The 17,128-nt window shown below is 52.6% G+C and carries 12 protein-coding genes; 10 read left to right on the top strand and 2 right to left on the bottom strand.

Translation table 11 applies throughout. The features are described 5' to 3' along the window. Positions 1 to 21: 21 nt before the first annotated feature. From JF44_RS0105490 to JF44_RS0105480, 3 genes are all read left to right on the top strand, one after another. Positions 22 to 1,023: a GlxA family transcriptional regulator gene (locus JF44_RS0105490; RefSeq protein WP_033067974.1), complete on the top strand. Its 1,002-nt coding sequence runs from the start codon at positions 22 to 24 to the stop codon at positions 1,021 to 1,023. Positions 1,024 to 1,628: 605 nt separating this feature from the next. Further along, positions 1,629 to 2,903: an aromatic ring-hydroxylating oxygenase subunit alpha gene (locus JF44_RS0105485; RefSeq protein WP_033067973.1), complete on the top strand. Its 1,275-nt coding sequence runs from the start codon at positions 1,629 to 1,631 to the stop codon at positions 2,901 to 2,903. Next, a complete protein-coding gene (locus tag JF44_RS0105480; protein ID WP_033067972.1) occupies positions 2,900 to 4,033 on the top strand; it encodes an FAD-binding oxidoreductase in 1,134 nt (377 codons plus the stop codon). Before JF44_RS0105485 ends, JF44_RS0105480 begins: the two co-directional genes overlap by 4 nt. A gap of 71 nt (positions 4,034 to 4,104) precedes the next feature. Here the strand turns inward: JF44_RS0105480 and JF44_RS0105475 are convergent, their stop codons facing one another. Beyond that, positions 4,105 to 5,142, bottom strand: a complete 1,038-nt coding sequence (locus JF44_RS0105475; RefSeq protein WP_033067971.1) for a GlxA family transcriptional regulator — start codon at positions 5,140 to 5,142, stop codon at positions 4,105 to 4,107. 413 nt (positions 5,143 to 5,555) lie between these two features. On the opposite strand from JF44_RS0105475, the gene JF44_RS0105470 reads away from it, so the two are divergent. The 4 genes from JF44_RS0105470 (at position 5,556) to JF44_RS0105455 (ending at position 10,810) form a co-directional block, all read left to right on the top strand. Continuing rightward, the gene (locus JF44_RS0105470; RefSeq protein WP_033067970.1) at positions 5,556 to 6,305 is read left to right on the top strand and encodes an electron transfer flavoprotein subunit beta/FixA family protein; all 750 of its coding nucleotides are present in this window, start codon (positions 5,556 to 5,558) and stop codon (positions 6,303 to 6,305) included. 20 nt (positions 6,306 to 6,325) lie between these two features. Further along, the gene (locus JF44_RS0105465; RefSeq protein WP_033067969.1) at positions 6,326 to 7,261 is read left to right on the top strand and encodes an electron transfer flavoprotein subunit alpha/FixB family protein; all 936 of its coding nucleotides are present in this window, start codon (positions 6,326 to 6,328) and stop codon (positions 7,259 to 7,261) included. A gap of 35 nt (positions 7,262 to 7,296) precedes the next feature. Then, positions 7,297 to 8,154, top strand: coding sequence for a formyltetrahydrofolate deformylase (gene purU / locus JF44_RS0105460; RefSeq protein WP_033067968.1), 858 nt, complete (start codon positions 7,297 to 7,299; stop codon positions 8,152 to 8,154). Positions 8,155 to 8,248: 94 nt separating this feature from the next. After that, the gene (locus JF44_RS0105455; protein WP_033067967.1) at positions 8,249 to 10,810 is read left to right on the top strand and encodes a GcvT family protein; all 2,562 of its coding nucleotides are present in this window, start codon (positions 8,249 to 8,251) and stop codon (positions 10,808 to 10,810) included. A gap of 73 nt (positions 10,811 to 10,883) precedes the next feature. On the opposite strand, the gene JF44_RS0105450 is transcribed toward JF44_RS0105455, so the two are convergent. Next, a complete protein-coding gene (locus JF44_RS0105450) occupies positions 10,884 to 11,861 on the bottom strand; it encodes an MBL fold metallo-hydrolase (RefSeq protein ID WP_033067966.1) in 978 nt (325 codons plus the stop codon). 253 nt (positions 11,862 to 12,114) lie between these two features. Here JF44_RS0105450 and JF44_RS19875 point away from each other — a divergent pair, with 253 nt between their 5' ends. From JF44_RS19875 to JF44_RS19870, 3 genes are all read left to right on the top strand, one after another. Further along, positions 12,115 to 14,106, top strand: a complete 1,992-nt coding sequence (locus tag JF44_RS19875) for a methyl-accepting chemotaxis protein (protein ID WP_052065475.1) — start codon at positions 12,115 to 12,117, stop codon at positions 14,104 to 14,106. 251 nt (positions 14,107 to 14,357) lie between these two features. Next, the gene (locus JF44_RS0105440; RefSeq protein ID WP_033067965.1) at positions 14,358 to 15,788 is read left to right on the top strand and encodes a hypothetical protein; all 1,431 of its coding nucleotides are present in this window, start codon (positions 14,358 to 14,360) and stop codon (positions 15,786 to 15,788) included. Positions 15,789 to 16,078: 290 nt separating this feature from the next. After that, the gene (locus JF44_RS19870) at positions 16,079 to 16,861 is read left to right on the top strand and encodes a COG3904 family protein (protein ID WP_156111607.1); all 783 of its coding nucleotides are present in this window, start codon (positions 16,079 to 16,081) and stop codon (positions 16,859 to 16,861) included. The last annotated feature ends 267 nt before the right edge of the window (positions 16,862 to 17,128 follow it).

Raw genomic sequence — 17,128 nt, 5'->3', positions numbered from 1 at the left:
CCGTCATTTAATTTGCAATTTATGCCAAACGTACATCACCGATTTGTCTTCGTTCTGTTTGACGGGTTTTCAAACCTTGTGCTGGCCAGTGCTCTTGAACCCCTGCGCGCCGCAGCCGGACTGCCCAACGGACCAGACATCCGGTGGGACATTTGCACGGTGGATGGCACACCGACCACAAGTTCCAGCGATCTTGTCATCAGCCCAAAAGCCGCACTGAATAGCATCCCAGATCCCGCAAAGACTGATTATCTGGTGGTGATATCGGGCTATGGCATGCGTGATCACCTGTCATCGCGCACACGTGCGCGGCTGCAAAATGCTGCGCAACATGCACACACCGTGATCGGCGTTGATACCGCCGCCTGGATGCTGGCTTCTTGTGGAATGTTGGTGGGAAAATCGGCCACTATTCACTGGCAGGAGCTTGATCAGTTTCGTGAACATTTCCCTTATGTCGATGTCCTGACGGATCGCTTTGTTGAGGATGGCAAGATCATCACATCGGGCGGTGCCGCGACCGTTATGGAATTGATGCTGCATATCCTTGCACAGCAATTTGGTCCGGCTGTCGCCTTTGATGTCAGCAATCTTTTTGTCTATGACGCCCGCCATCAAACACAAAACCAAACAAGTGACCCACCGCACCGCCATGCCCGCGGGGCAGATCGGTTGCATGGGCCGGGCGCGGATGTGGTACGCCGTGCGGTAAATGAAATGATCGTCCATATCGAAACGCCGGTTGGCTTGAAAACCATTGCTACCCGCACAGGATGTTCTTTGCGCAGTCTCGATCGCGTCTTTCAGGAAAATCTCAGAATGGCACCGGGCAAGTATTATCAGATGCTGCGCCTTGGGCGGGCCCGCGATCTTGCACGGTCTACCGATTTAACCTTTGCCGATATTGCCTTGCAAACCGGGTTTAAAAGCCATGCGGCACTCAGTCGGGCATTTTCCCAAAATTATCGCGTCACCTTGCGCAGTATGCGCAGCAAATCCCGAAAACAACCGCGCCAGTATTGAAACCATCACTTTCCCAGCACCGATCTCACACATGAGATCGGCTTTAACACCCAACAGATCGGTGGGTTTGGGGTGACTTTTCGCACAACAGGGTATCTACGTCGCAAACCTACTGCCCAATTGACTTAAGTTTTCTCCCTTAGCGACCTCATTTAGAAATAGATTTTCGGATCGTTCACTCTATTGCCGTGGGCGACACCAAGAGCAGGTTACCTGCCGACGGAGAAGAGGGAGACTTTGGGTGCAACTGACAGCCCGCAAGCCAGCATGCGCATCGCGCATGGATGTTCCGGCGCATTCGTTCTTTGTGGCGAATGCCAAGGATACCCGTGACCGTATCGGCATGGGAAATGGCCTGTCGCGTGCATGTTTTTCACATGATCTGTACGCGAAAAACTGTCAGACTCCTCGGCTATACCAGCTCTCTCGTGCGCAGGTAGCTACTGAAGACGTCCAGGAAATAAGCCAAAGGCCGGAAACAACCGGTTTTATTTGCTCGTACGCCGAACCACATATTCGGTGATATGCTTACGCCCTGATGCACACGGTCAGCCATGCACAGGATCCCATCAAGATACCATTGAGAGAAGCCGAGGTATCCGACCATGCATTCCTCATCAAATATTCAACAGCTCGTTGCACGCCGCGAGAAATTCAAAAGCCTTGAAGCCCCGTTTTACCAGGCCCAGGATATTCTTGATCTCGATCTTGATGTCATCTTTGGACAGAACTGGATTTTCGTGGCTGTCGAACCGGAACTTCCCGAGCCGGGCGACTGTGTCACTGTTGAAATTGGCAGCGCATCAGTCCTGATCCTGCGTGGCGACGACATGAACATTCGCGCCTTTCACAATGTGTGCCGCCACCGTGGTGCCAAGCTGATTGATGAACGACAGACGACCATTGGCAACATTGTCTGTCGCTATCACGGCTGGACCTATAACGAAGACGGCGATCTGATCCTGGCCGAACATATGGGCTCGGGTTTCGACAAGACATGTCACGGGCTCAAGACCGTGCATGTCCGCTCTATCGCGGGCTTGATCTTTATTTGCCTTGCCAAGGATGCCCCGACTGATATCGACGAAATGGCCAAGGTCATGGAGCCCTATCTCGCGCCGCATGATATTACGAACTGCAAGGTCGCCCATGTTTCCGAACTGATCGAGGAAGGAAACTGGAAGCTGACCATGGAAAACAATCGCGAATGCTATCACTGTGATGGCAACCATCCTCAGCTAACGGTTCCGCTCTCTGCGTTCGGTTTTGGTTTCTCGCCAGATGAGCTGGACGACCGTCGCACCGACGATGTTGCGCAATATACCGAAACCCTGCACCGCGACCACGCACGGTGGGAATCCTGCGGCCTGCCCTCTGCCGAGGCAGATCACCTGTCGAATGTGACCGGTTTTCGTACCATGCGGCTGCCGCTGATGCGCGAAGGGGAATCGCACACCCTTGATACCAAATCGGCATCAAAAAAACTGCTGGGCAATTTCACCGATGCCAAACTGGGCGGCTTAAGCTTCTGGACGCATCCGAATTCCTGGCACCATCTCATGGCCGACCATATCGTGACGTTCTCTGTCGTGCCGCTGTCGCCGACCAGGACTTTGGTCCGCACAACCTGGCTGGTGCATAAGGATGCACATGAAAACGAGGATTACACACTCGATAACCTCACCCATGTGTGGAACATGACCAACCAGCAGGATGCAGACCTTGTCCGTCTTGCCCAGATCGGCAGCGAACAACCCGCTTACGAACCCGGTCCTTATTCCCAATTCACAGAACCCCATGTCGAGGCGTTCTGTGATTGGTACATCAAGCGTCTGGAAGATCACTTCGAAACGAATAAAGCCGGGATTGCCGCAGAATGAATGATACGAAGACAAGCGAGGGCAACAAGAGCAACGGTGAACCGGCAGAGCAGTTTCTGACCGAAGTCAATCGTGTCCCGCTCTGGGATCCTGAATACGACGATGTCCTTGTTTGCCGACAAGTTCGTCAGGAAACACATGACGTAAAGACATTTGTCTTTTCCGCGCGTGAACCCCGTGCGTTCCGCTTCTACCCTGGGCAATTCATGACGTTTGAACTGCCGGTCGAGGGCATGGTCACACGAAGCTATACAATCTCGGCTTCTGCGGCGCGCCCATACCGGATTGAAATCACGGTCAAACGTGTTCCGGGCGGCCCGGGATCGAACTGGCTGCATGATTACATGGTTCCGGGCAAGGAAGTGAATGTCACCGGTCCTGCCGGTGATTTTACAACCGATGCAACATCAGAAGACAAACTGCTGTTCATTTCCGCAGGCAGCGGCATCACACCGATGATGTCGATGACGCGCACTGCAAGCGACCTGTCAGAACCGACCGATCTGCATTTTGTTCATGCCGCACGCACACCGTCAGATCTTATTTTCCGCGACGAATTGGCCCTTCTGACCGCGCAAAATCCGGGCCTTAAGGTTTCCTTGACCTGTGACAGCAGCTCGGCCAGTCACAAATGGGCAGGCTATACCGGACGCCTTAACCTGCCGATGCTGAGCCTGATGACGCCGGACTTCAAGGACCGCAAAGTCTTTTGCTGTGGCCCTGGCCGCTTCATGGAGGGCGTGCGCAACATGCTCGAAGAAGCAGGCTTTGACATGGAAAAATACTATGAGGAAAGCTTCGACTTCGGAGCAGAAACCGCTGGCACGCTTGAAGAACACGGTTCTGTCGCACCGGAAATCAGCGATCAGAAATTCCGCGTGAACTTTGTCAAAAGCGGCCATGTGGTGGAATGCAACCCGGGGATGACGATCCTTTCAGCTGCCAAGGAAGCAGGCCTTCTGCCAATGTCATCATGTCAGCGCGGCATTTGCGGCACCTGCAAATCCAAACTGAATTCAGGCGAAGTTGACATGCAGCATGGCGGCGGTATCCGTCAGCGAGAAGTTGATCAGGGCAAAATCCTGATTTGCTGTTCCACCCCGCTATCCGATGTAGAGGTCGATCTTTAAAACGGCCTGCACCATCCACCACACGATTAAGGGTGACCTGCACCTTACTGGGCAGGTCACCCTTTTTGTTTTCAGGCGCCTATTTGTTCTTCTGCGACCGCAGCAACAGTCAAGGAATCCTGAATTGGACGGCGCAGGGCTTGTGGCGTACAGCCATATCGGCGGCGGAACATACGGCTGAGATGTGACGAGTCACAAAATCCGCAATCAACCGCAATCTGAGCAACCGACTTGTCGCTTTTCTGGATCAGGTGCTGCGCCAGATCAAGACGGATATTAAGGAACGCCACCTGTGGCGAGGTATCAAGCGCAAGCCGGAAATGACGTTCGATCTGGCGTTTGCTGTTGCCCATACGACGGGCAATTTCCTGTACCGAAATCGGCATGTCGATATTTTGCTGCATGATCAAAAGCGCACGCTGAACGATCTGATCCTGGGTTTTCAGATCAAGCGGAATCCCCGGCTGCGGCTTTTCGGCCTGAAGCGCATCATCAATGATCATGATATGCAGACTTTTGTTCGCTTGCGCGCGCCCAACATGCTTATCGACAAGATAGGCCGCAAGATGGGCCGAACTGACCCCGCCCGAACAGGTCAACCGGTCCCGATCAACGACAAATATCTGCTCCGTGACCGGATCAAGGCCTTCGAATTGTTCAACAACTTCGGAATGGTGGAACCAACTTACACAGCAGCGATACCCGTCCAGAAGACCGGCTTCATGGAGCATGAACACACCAGTACAAACGCCGACAAGCGGCACCCCCGCATCAGCAGCATCATGCAGGAATTTCTGGTAGGCAGGGCTGAGTTTTTCGGCATCATCCATCAGTCCACCGACGACAACGATATAGTTAAACCGCCGTGGATCCCCCAACCGTTCCTTGGGCTGTACCGCGATCCCGCTACTTGATGAAATCGGGTCCATCGTATCGGACAGAACCGTCCATTTACACAAGATCGGACGACTGCGATCACCTTCGTCTGCGGCCAGCCGCAACACGTCGACAAAATTCGCAAAGGCGCACAACGTAAAGCGTTTTGCGAGAATAAAACCGACGTTCAGGCGCGGCGCTGTTTGGGCACGGGAGTCAAACTTCTTGAGCATCGGTTCCTCCGATACAGACAAGGTTATTGGGTTTGTCGTAGCGGTAATCTCACTTTGACGCAATCATTCTATTTTTTGGCGCAAAAAGTCGCCAGATTAAATTTCATGATACCGACGGATACATCGGGTAAGCAAGAGAAACACAGGGTGTTGGCATAATCAACAATCGGATCGCGAAGCCGGTATAAAAATTGGCAAACAGTACATTCGCGCCCTGCACGATTTGCTTTCACGTGCGTAATTACCCCGTTTCCGGACGTCACTATTGCGAATGCACCAAGTTAAATGTTGCCACCGGTCGTGTCACACCATGTAACGCTACCAGTTTTCAAAACACCAGATACGGGCTGCAATTTTACCTGCGCCCCCCGGAACACCCAAAATTGATCCGGGTTTCGTCAGAAAGGGAAAAGATGAAGGTTCTCGTACCGGTCAAACGGGTCGTTGACTACAACGTGAAAATCCGCGTCAAGGCGGACGGTTCCGGTGTCGACCTTGCCAATGTCAAAATGTCGATGAATCCCTTCGACGAAATCGCAGTTGAAGAAGCCATTCGCCTCAAGGAAGCAGGCCAGGCTGACGAAATCGTTGCTGTTTCCATCGGCCCGGCACAGGCCCAGGAAACCCTGCGCACCGCCCTTGCCATGGGGGCTGACCGCGCCATTCTGGTCACGACCGACGGCCCGGTCGAACCGCTTGACGTCGCAAAAATCCTCAAGGGCGTTGTCGATGCCGAAGACCCCGGTCTTGTCATTCTGGGCAAACAGGCGATTGATGATGACTCAAACCAGACCGGTCAGATGCTGGCCGCACTGCTTGGCTGGTCACAGGCAACCTTTGCCTCCAAGCTGGAACTGTCGTCTGACCACGCAAAGGTCACCCGCGAAGTCGATGGCGGCCTTCAGGCCATCAGCGTCAGCCTGCCCGCAATTGTCACCGCAGACCTGCGCTTGAACGAACCACGCTATGCGTCACTGCCCAACATCATGAAGGCCAAGAAAAAGCCGCTTGATAGCAAAACAGCGGCTGACTTTGGCGTCACGATTGCACCGCGTCTGCGCATCATCCGCGTTGAAGAACCCGCCCAACGTCAGGCCGGCATCAAAGTCGCCGATGTTGCTGAACTGACCGATAAACTCAAAAATGAAGCTGGCGTCATCTGACCCAGGCGGAGACTGAAACAATGGCTATCCTTCTTTTTGCCGAACATGACAATTTTGCCCTGTCTGAACAGACCGCCAAGGCGCTAAGCGCCGCAAATCAGATCGGCGGGGATATTGATATTCTCGTTGCTGGCGCGGATGTTGGTGCTGTTGCCGATCAGGCCGCAAAGCTTGCGGGTGTGCGCAGCGTGCTAACTGCCGAAAGTGACGTATTGGCAAACCATCTTGCGGAAAACGCTGCCAGCCTGATCGTTACGCTTGATGGCGATTATGACACCATTGTCGCCGCGGCAACGGCGAACGGCAAAAACATCCTGCCGCGTGTTGCTGCCCTGCTTGATGTCATGCAGATCTCCGAAGTGATGGAAGTTGTCGATGCCGATACCTTTAAACGTCCGATCTATGCTGGCAATGCAATCGAAGTTCTTCAAAGCACAGATGCCAAAAAAGTCCTGACCATCCGGACCTCAAGCTTTGGCGCAACGGGCGAAGGAGATCGCACTGCCGACATTACGACAATCGACGTTAGCAACGCTGATTTCGGGAAATCTTCCTTCCTTGAAAATATTTTGTCGGAAAATGATCGACCAGAACTCGGATCTGCGAAAATTATTGTTTCCGGTGGACGTGCACTTGGCTCCGAAGAAAAGTTCAAATCTGTCATCACACCGCTTGCCGACAAGCTTGGTGCTGCTGTCGGGGCATCGCGCGCGGCTGTTGATGCGGGTTATGCCCCCAATGATCTTCAGGTTGGCCAAACCGGCAAAGTTGTCGCACCGGACCTATATATCGCGTGTGGTATTTCCGGTGCGATCCAGCATCTGGCAGGCATGAAAGACTCAAAGATCATCGTTGCCATCAATACGGACGAAGACGCGCCGATCTTCCAGGTCGCTGATTACGGCATTGTCGGCGATCTGTTTGACATTCTGCCGCAATTGGAAAACCAGCTTTAAACCTTAACAAGAGACATCGAAACGGAACCAAGCCAGTGAACGATACCTCTTATATCTTGCGTATTGCCTGTGACGATCAGCCGGGCATTGTTGCGACGGTTACCTCGGCCCTTGCAACGCGCGGCGCCAACATTGCTGAGTCCAACCAGTTCTGGGATCGGCAAACCAACAAGTTCTTCTTTCGGGTCGCCATCAGAACACCGGAAGATGTCGACAAGGAATCCATTGCCCTGTCGCTCAATCCTGCAGTTGACCGCTTTAACCTGAAGCTCAAGATTGATGAGGTCGCCCGTCGCCCGCGGATCATCATCATGGTGTCGAAGTTCGACCACGCGATGCTGCACCTTCTTTATCAAATCAAGGTGGGCTGGCTTGACGCTGAAGTCGCGGCCATCGTTTCCAACCACGAAGATGCCCGCAAGATTGCCGACCAGGAAGGCATTCCCTTCTATCACTGGCCGGTAAACAAGGAAAACAAGGCCGAACAGGAAGCAAAGCTTGCAGACCTGATCAAGGAAACGAAGTCCGAACTGGTGATCCTGGCGCGCTACATGCAGGTTCTGACCAACGAACTTTCCAGCCAGTTCTATGGCATGATCATCAATATTCACCACTCCTTCCTGCCAAGCTTCAAGGGTGCAAAACCCTATCATCAGGCCTATGAACGCGGTGTAAAACTGATTGGGGCAACGGCACATTATGTCACGCCCGATCTGGATGAAGGTCCGATCATTGAACAGGAAACCGAACGCGTGAACCACGCCATGTCGGCCGATGATTTCGTGGCGGCGGGCCGCGATATTGAATCCCGGGTTTTGGCCCGCGCGGTGAAATACCACCTCGAAGGCAGGGTGATGCTCAACGATCACCGAACAGTTGTTTTCACCATATAGTAAACCCCTGCAAACGGGGCCGGTATCGACCGGTCCCTAACGCGTTTTGCACGCCGAGTACTGACAAACACCTCGGAAAGAAGGATTGAGACAAATGAGCGCATTTCCAGATAAGGCCAAAGTCGTCATCGTCGGGCTTGGGGGTATTGTCGGCTCCTCGGTGGTACATCACCTGATCGAAAATGGCTGGGATGATATTGTCGGCATCGACAAATCGGGCATTCCGACCGACATCGGTTCGACCGCACACGCATCTGATTTCTGCTATGCGACAAGCCACGATCTTCTGACCTGCTGGACCACCATGTATTCCATGGACTTCTATGAAAAGATGGGCCATTACGCGCGCATCGGCGGTCTGGAAGTTGCGCGTGTCGGTGATGACGAACGCATGGGCGAACTCAAACGCCGGGTTGATTCCGGCAAGGCATTTGGCACCCGCGTCAAAATGATCTCGGCATCTGAGGCCAAGGAAAAATTCCCGCTTCTTGAAGAAGACCAGATTCAGGGGGCGATGTGGGATCCGGATGCAGGCCTTGTCACGCCGCGCTCGCAAACCGTTGCAGGCAAACTGATTGATCAGGCAGAGGCAACCGGCAAGCTCAAGGTCTTTGCCAATACTTCGGCCCTTGAACTGATTACCGAAAATGGCCGCATCAAGGGTGTTGTCACCGAACGCGGCACCATTCACGCCGACTATGTTGTTGTCTGTGCCGGTCTTTGGGGCCGCTTGATCGCGGAAATGGCGGGTGAAGACCTTCCCGTGATGCCGGTCGACCACCCGTTGACCTTCTTTGGTCCGTATAACCAGTTCGAAGGCACCGGTGTAGAAATCGGTTACCCGCTGCTGCGCGATCAGGGCAACTCGGCCTATATGCGCGACACCGGCGACCCCAAAAGCACCGAGGGTGGCCAGATCGAATGGGGCTACTACTACGAAGAAAACCCGCGTCTGGTCCATCCGCGCGATATCCTTGAAAAGGATCAGGCACGCCTGTCCCCATCCCAGCGCGATCTTGAACTTGAAGACGTGATCGAGCCGCTTGAACGCGCTATGGAACTGACCCCGATCCTGACCGAGCTTGGCTTTAACGAAAGCCACTCGTTCAACGGCCTGTTGCAATCTTCGGCCGATGGTGGCCCGTCCATGGGGGAAAGTCAGAAGCTGCGCGGCCTGTGGTACGCGGTTGGCATCTGGATCAAAGACGGGCCGGGCATGGGCAAGCTGATTGCCGACTGGATGACCCATGGCCGGACCCATATCGATCACAATTCGGTTGATTTTTCGCGCTTCAACGAGTTTCAGCTCAACGAGAAATACATCTACGATCGTTGCTACGAAACGGCCAAAAAGATCTATAACCCGCCAGTTCACCCGCGCGAACCCTTTGCCAATGCCCGTGGCATTCGTCGCTCACCGTTCTACGAGCGCGAAGTTGAGCTGGGCGGGTACTTTATGGAACTCGGCGGCTGGGAACGTGCCCATGGCTACGCCGCCAACGAGCACCTTCTGGAAAAATACGCTGATCGCGTGCCGGTTCGTGAAAATGAATGGGATTCCCGCCACTTCTGGCGTGTCTCGAACGCCGAACAGCTCGCCATGAGTGACGATTGCGGCATCATCAACCTGTCGCACTTCCACATGACCGACATTTCTGGCCCGGACCATGTTGAACTGATGGAATGGCTCTGTGCGGCCAAGATTGGTGGGGATGGCAATATCGGCAAGGGTATCTATACCCACATGCTTGATGACGAAGGCATGGTGCGCGCCGATTTCACCGTATTTCGCATGGAGGACCGCTGCCGTCTGGTCAATGGTGCCGATGCTGGCCCACGTGATCTGACCTATATGCGCCGCATGGCACAGGACAAGGGTTGGGATGTCACCATCACCGATGTGACCGAAGATTTCACCACGATTGGTATCTGGGGTCCGAATGCACGCGAAAACCTGAAAAAGGTTGTGGCCGATCCGGACGCCCTGAATGTCGAAAACTTCCCGTTTGCAGCCATTCGCCCGGTCACGATTGCCGGCAAGACCGTCTCGGCCTTCCGCATTTCCTATGTTGGCGAACAGGGTTGGGAACTGCACATGCGTTACGAAGACGGTCTTGCTGTCTGGGACGCGCTGCGTGCGATCGGTGTTCTGGCTGTTGGTGTTGAAACCTACGCAAACTCACGCCGTCTGGAAAAATCCCTGCGTCTGCAAAATGCTGATTTGCACACCCAATACAACCTGCTTGAAGCCGCCTTGGCCCGCCCAAAAGTCAAGGAAGCGGATTTCCGTGGCAAAGCAAAGCATGTCGAATACCGCGAACGCGACCACCAACCGGCCATGCTCTGCACGCTGATCATGACCGAAAATGTTGATGCCAACGGTGTTGCCCGTTATCCGGTTGGAAACCTGCCGGTGATGGACCCTGAAACCGGAAACACTTTGGTCGATGAACTGGGTCGCCGGTCCTATACGACCTCAATCGCCTTTGGCCCCAGCATCGGCAAGAACATAGCATTGGCCTACCTGCCATGGGATTACTGCCAGGAAGGACGCAAACTGACTGTGTCCTATATGGATGAGATCTATCCGGCTGAGGTTGTCGGCATTGGTTACAAGCCGCTTTACGATCCGGAAAACCTCAAACCGCGCAGCTGATCAACATTGCACGGCACAACAAAAGGGCGGGAACACTCCCGCCCTTTTTCATTGCGTTTTCTTTGCCTGAGGCCTAGCACCCACTGGCGCACATGCCGCTGGCATCAAACGCCATGGTTTTACCGCTCAGCGGCACATGGGCCGCAACATTCACTGCATTGATAAATGCCTCGGTCCGCGTTCCGGAACGAACCACCCCGCCATCGGTCGCCCACTCATTAGCATGCGACGGGATAACCGATGCGGGCTGGATCAGGTCATTAACGACATACGCAGCCTCAGTCGGCCCGGTGGTGTAGGTATCGCCAATATTCATCACCACAAGCTTGGCACCATAATGACCACGCACGACCGTATCCTGCTCGGCAGTGATGCCGGTATCCCCGGACAGATAGACTGAAAGCCCGTTCGAAAACGTCAGGACATAACCGGTCGGTGGGCCTGCATAGGCCGTAACACCTGCTGTCTTGAGCATCTCCCCCAAAGGCCCACCAAGGAAATCGCCCGACACACCATTACTGTGCACGGCTGGGACGGTTGTAATTTTGACACCTCCGACCATGCGCGATGCCCCGAAACGGACCAGAACGGATTTCTTTGGATCACCACCGATACTTTTAAGCTTCCCGCCCAAAATACCCGGCATTTCACTGCCCGTAACAATCAGGGCATCCTTGGCGTTCGCAATCTGAACAGTGTTGGAGACGGAACGGACATCAACCGGGAAAGAAGGTTTGCCGCATTCGCTGGCATTCACTGCCTCGATATGACGGTCTCCCAAATGATCGCCATGCATGTGACTAAGAAGTACCGCATCAATATCGCCAAGCCGCGCATCATCCGGGCCCGCGACCGTTCGGCCGGTGTCATACAGAATCCGGGTACCATCCGGGTCTTCGAAAATCATCGCCCGATCCAGCGGGCAGAACTCCCCGTCGACCGCACCAAGTGGCGTTACCTTAACCGTTTGCGCCTGAGAGGCTGCGCCAAATGTCATGCTTGCGGCCACGATAATGCCTGCCAAGCCCAACAGTTTTCCATTCGCCTTCATGACCTGTACTCCACTGTTTCATCACATTGAATTTCGATCCGCTGCTTTTAATACGTACGAGATGCTGTTTGGTTTCATGACCCAAAACCCGATTGATGCGATTTTAGCACAACACCAAACACCAACCTTCATTGTTCTATTGCACCCACTTAAAAACAAACCATGCTATCCACATATAGATGATTGATCGCAAACCGATGTCGGTGCTTGGGGCCAACGATAATTGGTCTGTCGAAGAGTGGGGAATAATACGATGAAAATTCAGGATCTCAGCATTCGTATGAAGCTGATGCTCGTGGTCAGTTTTCTACTGATAACAACCGTTGCCATTACCGGTACCATCAGTTTTATCCAGACCAAAGGCATGGTGACCGACCGGCTTGAAAATAACGAGCTTCCCGCAACCGTTACCGCCATGCGCCAGGGGCTTGAAAACCAGCTTAACTTCTATGTCACCGCAAGCAGGTCGGTTGCCCACAACCCGATCGTTCTGGACTGGTTTGCCAATGGCGAAGACCCGGCATGGGTTCCAACCTGGAAGAAATACGCCCAATCACTTCTTGATTGGACAGATGCCATGTCGATCACGTTTGCATCCAATGCAACGCGCACCTATTACGACGTTAACGGCCCCAACGAAAAAGCCGCTGCAGGCATGAAATATTGGTTTGATCCATTCCTTGAACGCGGCAATACGTTTGAACTCAACATCGACCATGACGAAGCGCTTGATGCCTGGAGCGTGTTTGTAAATTACCGCATCGAACATGATGGCAAGCTTGCCTCAACCGGTGTTGGTGTCGATGCAAGCGCGCTTGCCGAACAGATCGCCCAACTTGGTGCAAAATCGGGGGGACAGGCGTACCTTGTTGGTGCAGATGGCTTGATCCGCATTCACAATGACACAGCTCTCGTTGATCAGGTCAATATGCGCGAACTTCCCGGCATGGAAGGACCAACCGATCAGCTGTTGCAAAATGCTGCAGATACGCCGGTTAACATCACGAGCTATGAAAGCCCGAATGGCGAAATGATCATTGGCTCCTCCTGGATGCCAATCATTCAGTGCTTCCTGGTGGTCGAGGCACCCGCAGACACCATCCTTGGTCCGATCAATGCGTCCTTCCTTCAGACCGGCATTGTTTCCCTGATCATTGTTGTCATCGCCATTCTTGTTGTTGCATTGGTTGCCACCCGTATTTCCGGTCCGATCCGCGGCATCACTGAAGTCATCAATGAACTGGCCGCAGGCAACACCAATATCGCAATTCCGCAACATAACGGACAGGATGAGGTCGGCAAAATCGTCAAGGCGGTCGCCGTCTTCCGCGAAGGCTTGCTGCGTCAAAAAGAACTCGAAGCCGAACAACGTGAAACAGAAATTCGCAATCGCGAAGAACAGCGGCGTTTGCTTCATGAAATGGCCAGTAACTTCGAAACCTCCGTTGGGGGCGTTGTCCGGCAGGTCGGGGACTCGTCACATGAGCTCAATGACATGGCCACTGCCATGTCCAATACTGCCGAAGATACCCGCAACAAGGCCACAGCTGTTGCGGCAGCTTCGGAAGAAGCCTCGACCAACGTTCAGACTGTTGCCTCCGCGACCGAGGAACTGACATCCTCAAGCTCGGAAATTTCCCATCAGGTTTCCGAATCCGCCAAGGTCGCAGCAGAAGCCGTGACACAGGCCAAAGGCTCCGAACAAAGCATTCAGGAATTGGTCGCAGCTGTCGGGCACATCGGTGAAGTGGTTAAAATGATCACCGATATCGCCGAACAAACCAACTTGCTGGCCCTTAACGCCACCATTGAAGCTGCCCGTGCTGGCGATGCCGGCAAAGGGTTTGCCGTGGTCGCCAACGAGGTAAAGGGCCTTGCAAGCCAAACGGCCAAGGCAACCGAAGAAATCGAAACACAGATCAAGGCCGTTCAAACCACCACCGGCGAGGCAGAGGTTTCCATCCGCAATGTCAGTGAAACCATCACCCGAATTGATCAGATCGCCGCATCCGTTGCCGCCGCCGTCGAGGAACAAACCGCGGCCACCCGTGAAATCGCCCGCAACATCGATCAGGCCGCAGCTGCAGCACAGGAAGTCACCACAAACATTGTTGGTGTGAACAACGCATCCGAAGAAGTCGGCACCATTTCGGAGAGCGTTCTGGAAGCAGCCAAAAAGCTTGAAACCACATCCACAAGCCTGCAGGACGAGGTCGCAAAGTTCCTTGATGAGGTGCGTCGATAAACAGTAGTTTCAGGGAAGACAAGACAGCTATGTGATGACAACCTCCACAACGTCCTGGAAAACGTTGTGGAAACTTATCTGTTACATGAAGTTTGAAATAGCCTCAGCTCGCAGAAGGGGCAACTTCGAGAGTACGTCTTCATATTCCTTGACATTTCACGGTCTGATCTTGATTAAATTGCAGCTTGAATCATCGCCAACACGTTCTAGAGCTTAACTGCTCCACACCTTGCCAAGGCTCGATTTTTGTTGTGAAGAAACCATTTACTCTTTCCTTCTTTCTCATCCTTTTGTTTGCCAGCCTATCAGTTACATTTTTCAGCATTGACTATCCTGAAGCGTCTCAGGGAAAAATAATCTCTATTAATAGCTTTGTTGTCTCTAAAACCCATCTGGGCCAGATGTTCTCTGCCTTGGCTGGATTGAGCACGCTTTTAATCATTTGCCTTGCAATTTTTTCTAAATCAAAAACAACAATTTTAGTTGCGTACATTGTCCTTGGCATCGCCATATCGGGTACTATGCTTCACAAAGCCAATGAAAAGGGGGAAGCGCGACTAGAAGAGATCGAGGTGGGAAATGTTCTGCGCTCGGACAGTTTAAGCAGCCCCAACTACCTAACCGTTCCTAAAACTCAAACCTCTCAGCGCCAGATACAGGAAATGGCTCGTTTTGAGTCTATTGATGAAGCAAATCAAGCTCGCACTGAACTTGTGCGTTTTATCTGGAAACAGGATGCACTTCCTTTAGATGAAATGCCCAACGAAATTTTGGAAAACATTGATCTTGCAGGGTCTGATAGCTTCACCAACCTTTTGCGGGTTGATGCCATTAAGGTATCCATGGAACATGGCTTCCACTCCACAGTTTATCAATTTGTTCCCAAGAACGATAACAACAGGCTCTTTATCTATCATCAGGGGCACCACCCCGGTGGCTTCTTAGCTGGGGGTATGGACACAATCCGCAAACTGGTGAACGAAGGATATTCCGTCCTCGCATTTTCAATGCTTGGAACGGCAGAAAACACCCTGCCAGAGAAAATCTCAACTAAACGCGGCACTTGGGAACGTCTGGAAACACAAAGCGCTGCACAACATCACGATAGTTTGCACACGTTGGAGGGAACTGATTTTTCTCCACTAAAGCTGTTCTTTCATCCTGTGACAGTCGCAATCAACTACGCTCTGACACAGAAAGAATATCATCGCGTGTCGATGGTTGGCATCTCTGGTGGCGGCTGGACGACCACAGTTTATGCAGCACTTGATGACAGAGTGGATTTCAGCTATCCGGTTGCCGGTAGCTTGCCTGAATATTTGGCTCTAGCACCACCTAACGGCAGCCTTGGCGATTATGAGCAAAACCACCCTATACTTAGAAACCTAGGCTACCTGAAACTATACGTATTGGCTGCGGTTGGATTAGATCGACACCAGCGTCAAATCCTAAATCAGTTCGATGAATGCTGTTTCAGGGGTATCGGTGCCTATTCCTACGTTAAATCTATTGACGAAAGCATTGACGAACTTGGGCTTGGTGGCAGCTACACTTTGTCAATAATTCCCCAGACAAAACATAATATCTCCGATGTCGCGTTTAAACTAATCCTGCATGATGAAGATATGCTCGAACAGAGCCAAAGTTTGCAAAGCAATGCTGTTCGCAAACCAAACGACTAAACAACCTTATGTAAGCTTGTGGTTATAGACTGAGTCCACGCACAGGGATGCTCCGTTTGACTTAAAAAAATGTGCAAATCGACCAAACGCTCGGTATGGAAACAAGTTACACATTGATGTTTTGAGAACAGCGACAAAATTGTATTTTAAAAAGGATTTGAATTTTCTCTGGGAAAGATCGTTTGGGATATGTCCGGGATCATTGGCGGGGAAAGCATGCACTGTTATATGCGTTGCTTATCAACCTGATTTTTCTGCGAACAGTCATACTGTTTGCTGACAGATACACGTTGCCCCCCTTTATCCCGGATCGTACCCACGCACTGATTGCCAGTATCGTCTTCATCATCCTCTTCCATGGCATTGTCTTTGTCTGGCAGGTAGTGGGGGTACTGCGTGCAACCCAACATCAGACAAGCATTCTCGCCAACATCTGGACCGTGGCGACCTATGGTGCTGTTGGGCTTTGTCTGGTCTTTACCGCACTAAGCATTGCCACTTCTTTCCGGGCATTGACGGCTGAAAGGTTTGTGCCGGTAAATCCGACAGAACTTGAAGATGCGCGCGCCAACCAGTATGCGCTAAGCATCAATCCCAGTAAAAACCACGTTCATATTGACGGAACCTTTGCCCTTGGCATGACGGGAAAGCTGGCCGCTTTGCTTGATCAAAATCCCACCATCACCGGGGTCGTGCTTCACAGCGAGGGTGGTCATGTCTATGAAGGTCGCGGGGTCGCTTATTTGATCAGAAACCGGAAACTCGACACCTACGTTTTTGAAATCTGCAAATCCGCCTGCACAACAGCCTTTATCGGCGGCACAAAACGCTACCTCGGTCCACACGCCAGACTGGGATTTCATCAGTATAAGCTCGATTTGGAATTCCCGGTTCCTCTTTACGACATCAAAGGCGAACAGGACAAGGAAGTCACTTTCTATCGCCAACAAGGCGTCTCGAACAGCTTTCTCAAGCAAGTTTTCAACACACCTTATTCAGACATCTGGTTTCCAGGCCTTCCTGAATTGCTAGAGGCGGGCGTTGCGCATGGCACTGTTGAGGATGAAAATTAGGCAGTTGCGGGGAGAGGATTAGCCTACGCACTGCGTGCTTCGCTGAACCTGTGCAAAGCGATGCTTTTCTTGGTTTGAACAAGAGGCTCAAACTGCCCGCTCCCACCTACCAGACATTAAAAAAGCCCGTCATAAGGGCCCGCAGATGTTGGGTAGTGTGGAGCCCGCTGGATGGTCTCTGCAGTCTGCGCGCGGCTTCGCCGTGCTCGACCTTCAGACTAAAAACGTGCCACAGGCACGTTTTCTTGACGTCTTCAGCCTTCAAGT

Source organism: Thalassospira australica (assembly GCF_000763295.1).
Lineage (GTDB): Bacteria > Pseudomonadota > Alphaproteobacteria > Rhodospirillales > Thalassospiraceae > Thalassospira > Thalassospira australica.
This window is presented reverse-complemented; position numbering and strand designations above follow the sequence as displayed.

Excerpts from the sequence above, each read along its gene's own strand:
- JF44_RS0105490 (WP_033067974.1), top strand. The coding sequence starts at position 22 with ATGCCAAACGTACATCACCGATTTGTCTTCGTTCTGTTTGACGGGTTT.
- JF44_RS0105485 (WP_033067973.1), top strand. The coding sequence starts at position 1,629 with ATGCATTCCTCATCAAATATTCAACAGCTCGTTGCACGCCGCGAGAAA.
- JF44_RS0105480 (WP_033067972.1), top strand. The coding sequence starts at position 2,900 with ATGAATGATACGAAGACAAGCGAGGGCAACAAGAGCAACGGTGAACCG.
- JF44_RS0105475 (WP_033067971.1), bottom strand. The coding sequence starts at position 5,142 with ATGCTCAAGAAGTTTGACTCCCGTGCCCAAACAGCGCCGCGCCTGAAC.
- JF44_RS0105470 (WP_033067970.1), top strand. The coding sequence starts at position 5,556 with ATGAAGGTTCTCGTACCGGTCAAACGGGTCGTTGACTACAACGTGAAA.
- JF44_RS0105465 (WP_033067969.1), top strand. The coding sequence starts at position 6,326 with ATGGCTATCCTTCTTTTTGCCGAACATGACAATTTTGCCCTGTCTGAA.
- JF44_RS0105455 (WP_033067967.1), top strand. The coding sequence starts at position 8,249 with ATGAGCGCATTTCCAGATAAGGCCAAAGTCGTCATCGTCGGGCTTGGG.
- JF44_RS0105450 (WP_033067966.1), bottom strand. The coding sequence starts at position 11,861 with ATGAAGGCGAATGGAAAACTGTTGGGCTTGGCAGGCATTATCGTGGCC.
- JF44_RS19875 (WP_052065475.1), top strand. The coding sequence starts at position 12,115 with ATGAAAATTCAGGATCTCAGCATTCGTATGAAGCTGATGCTCGTGGTC.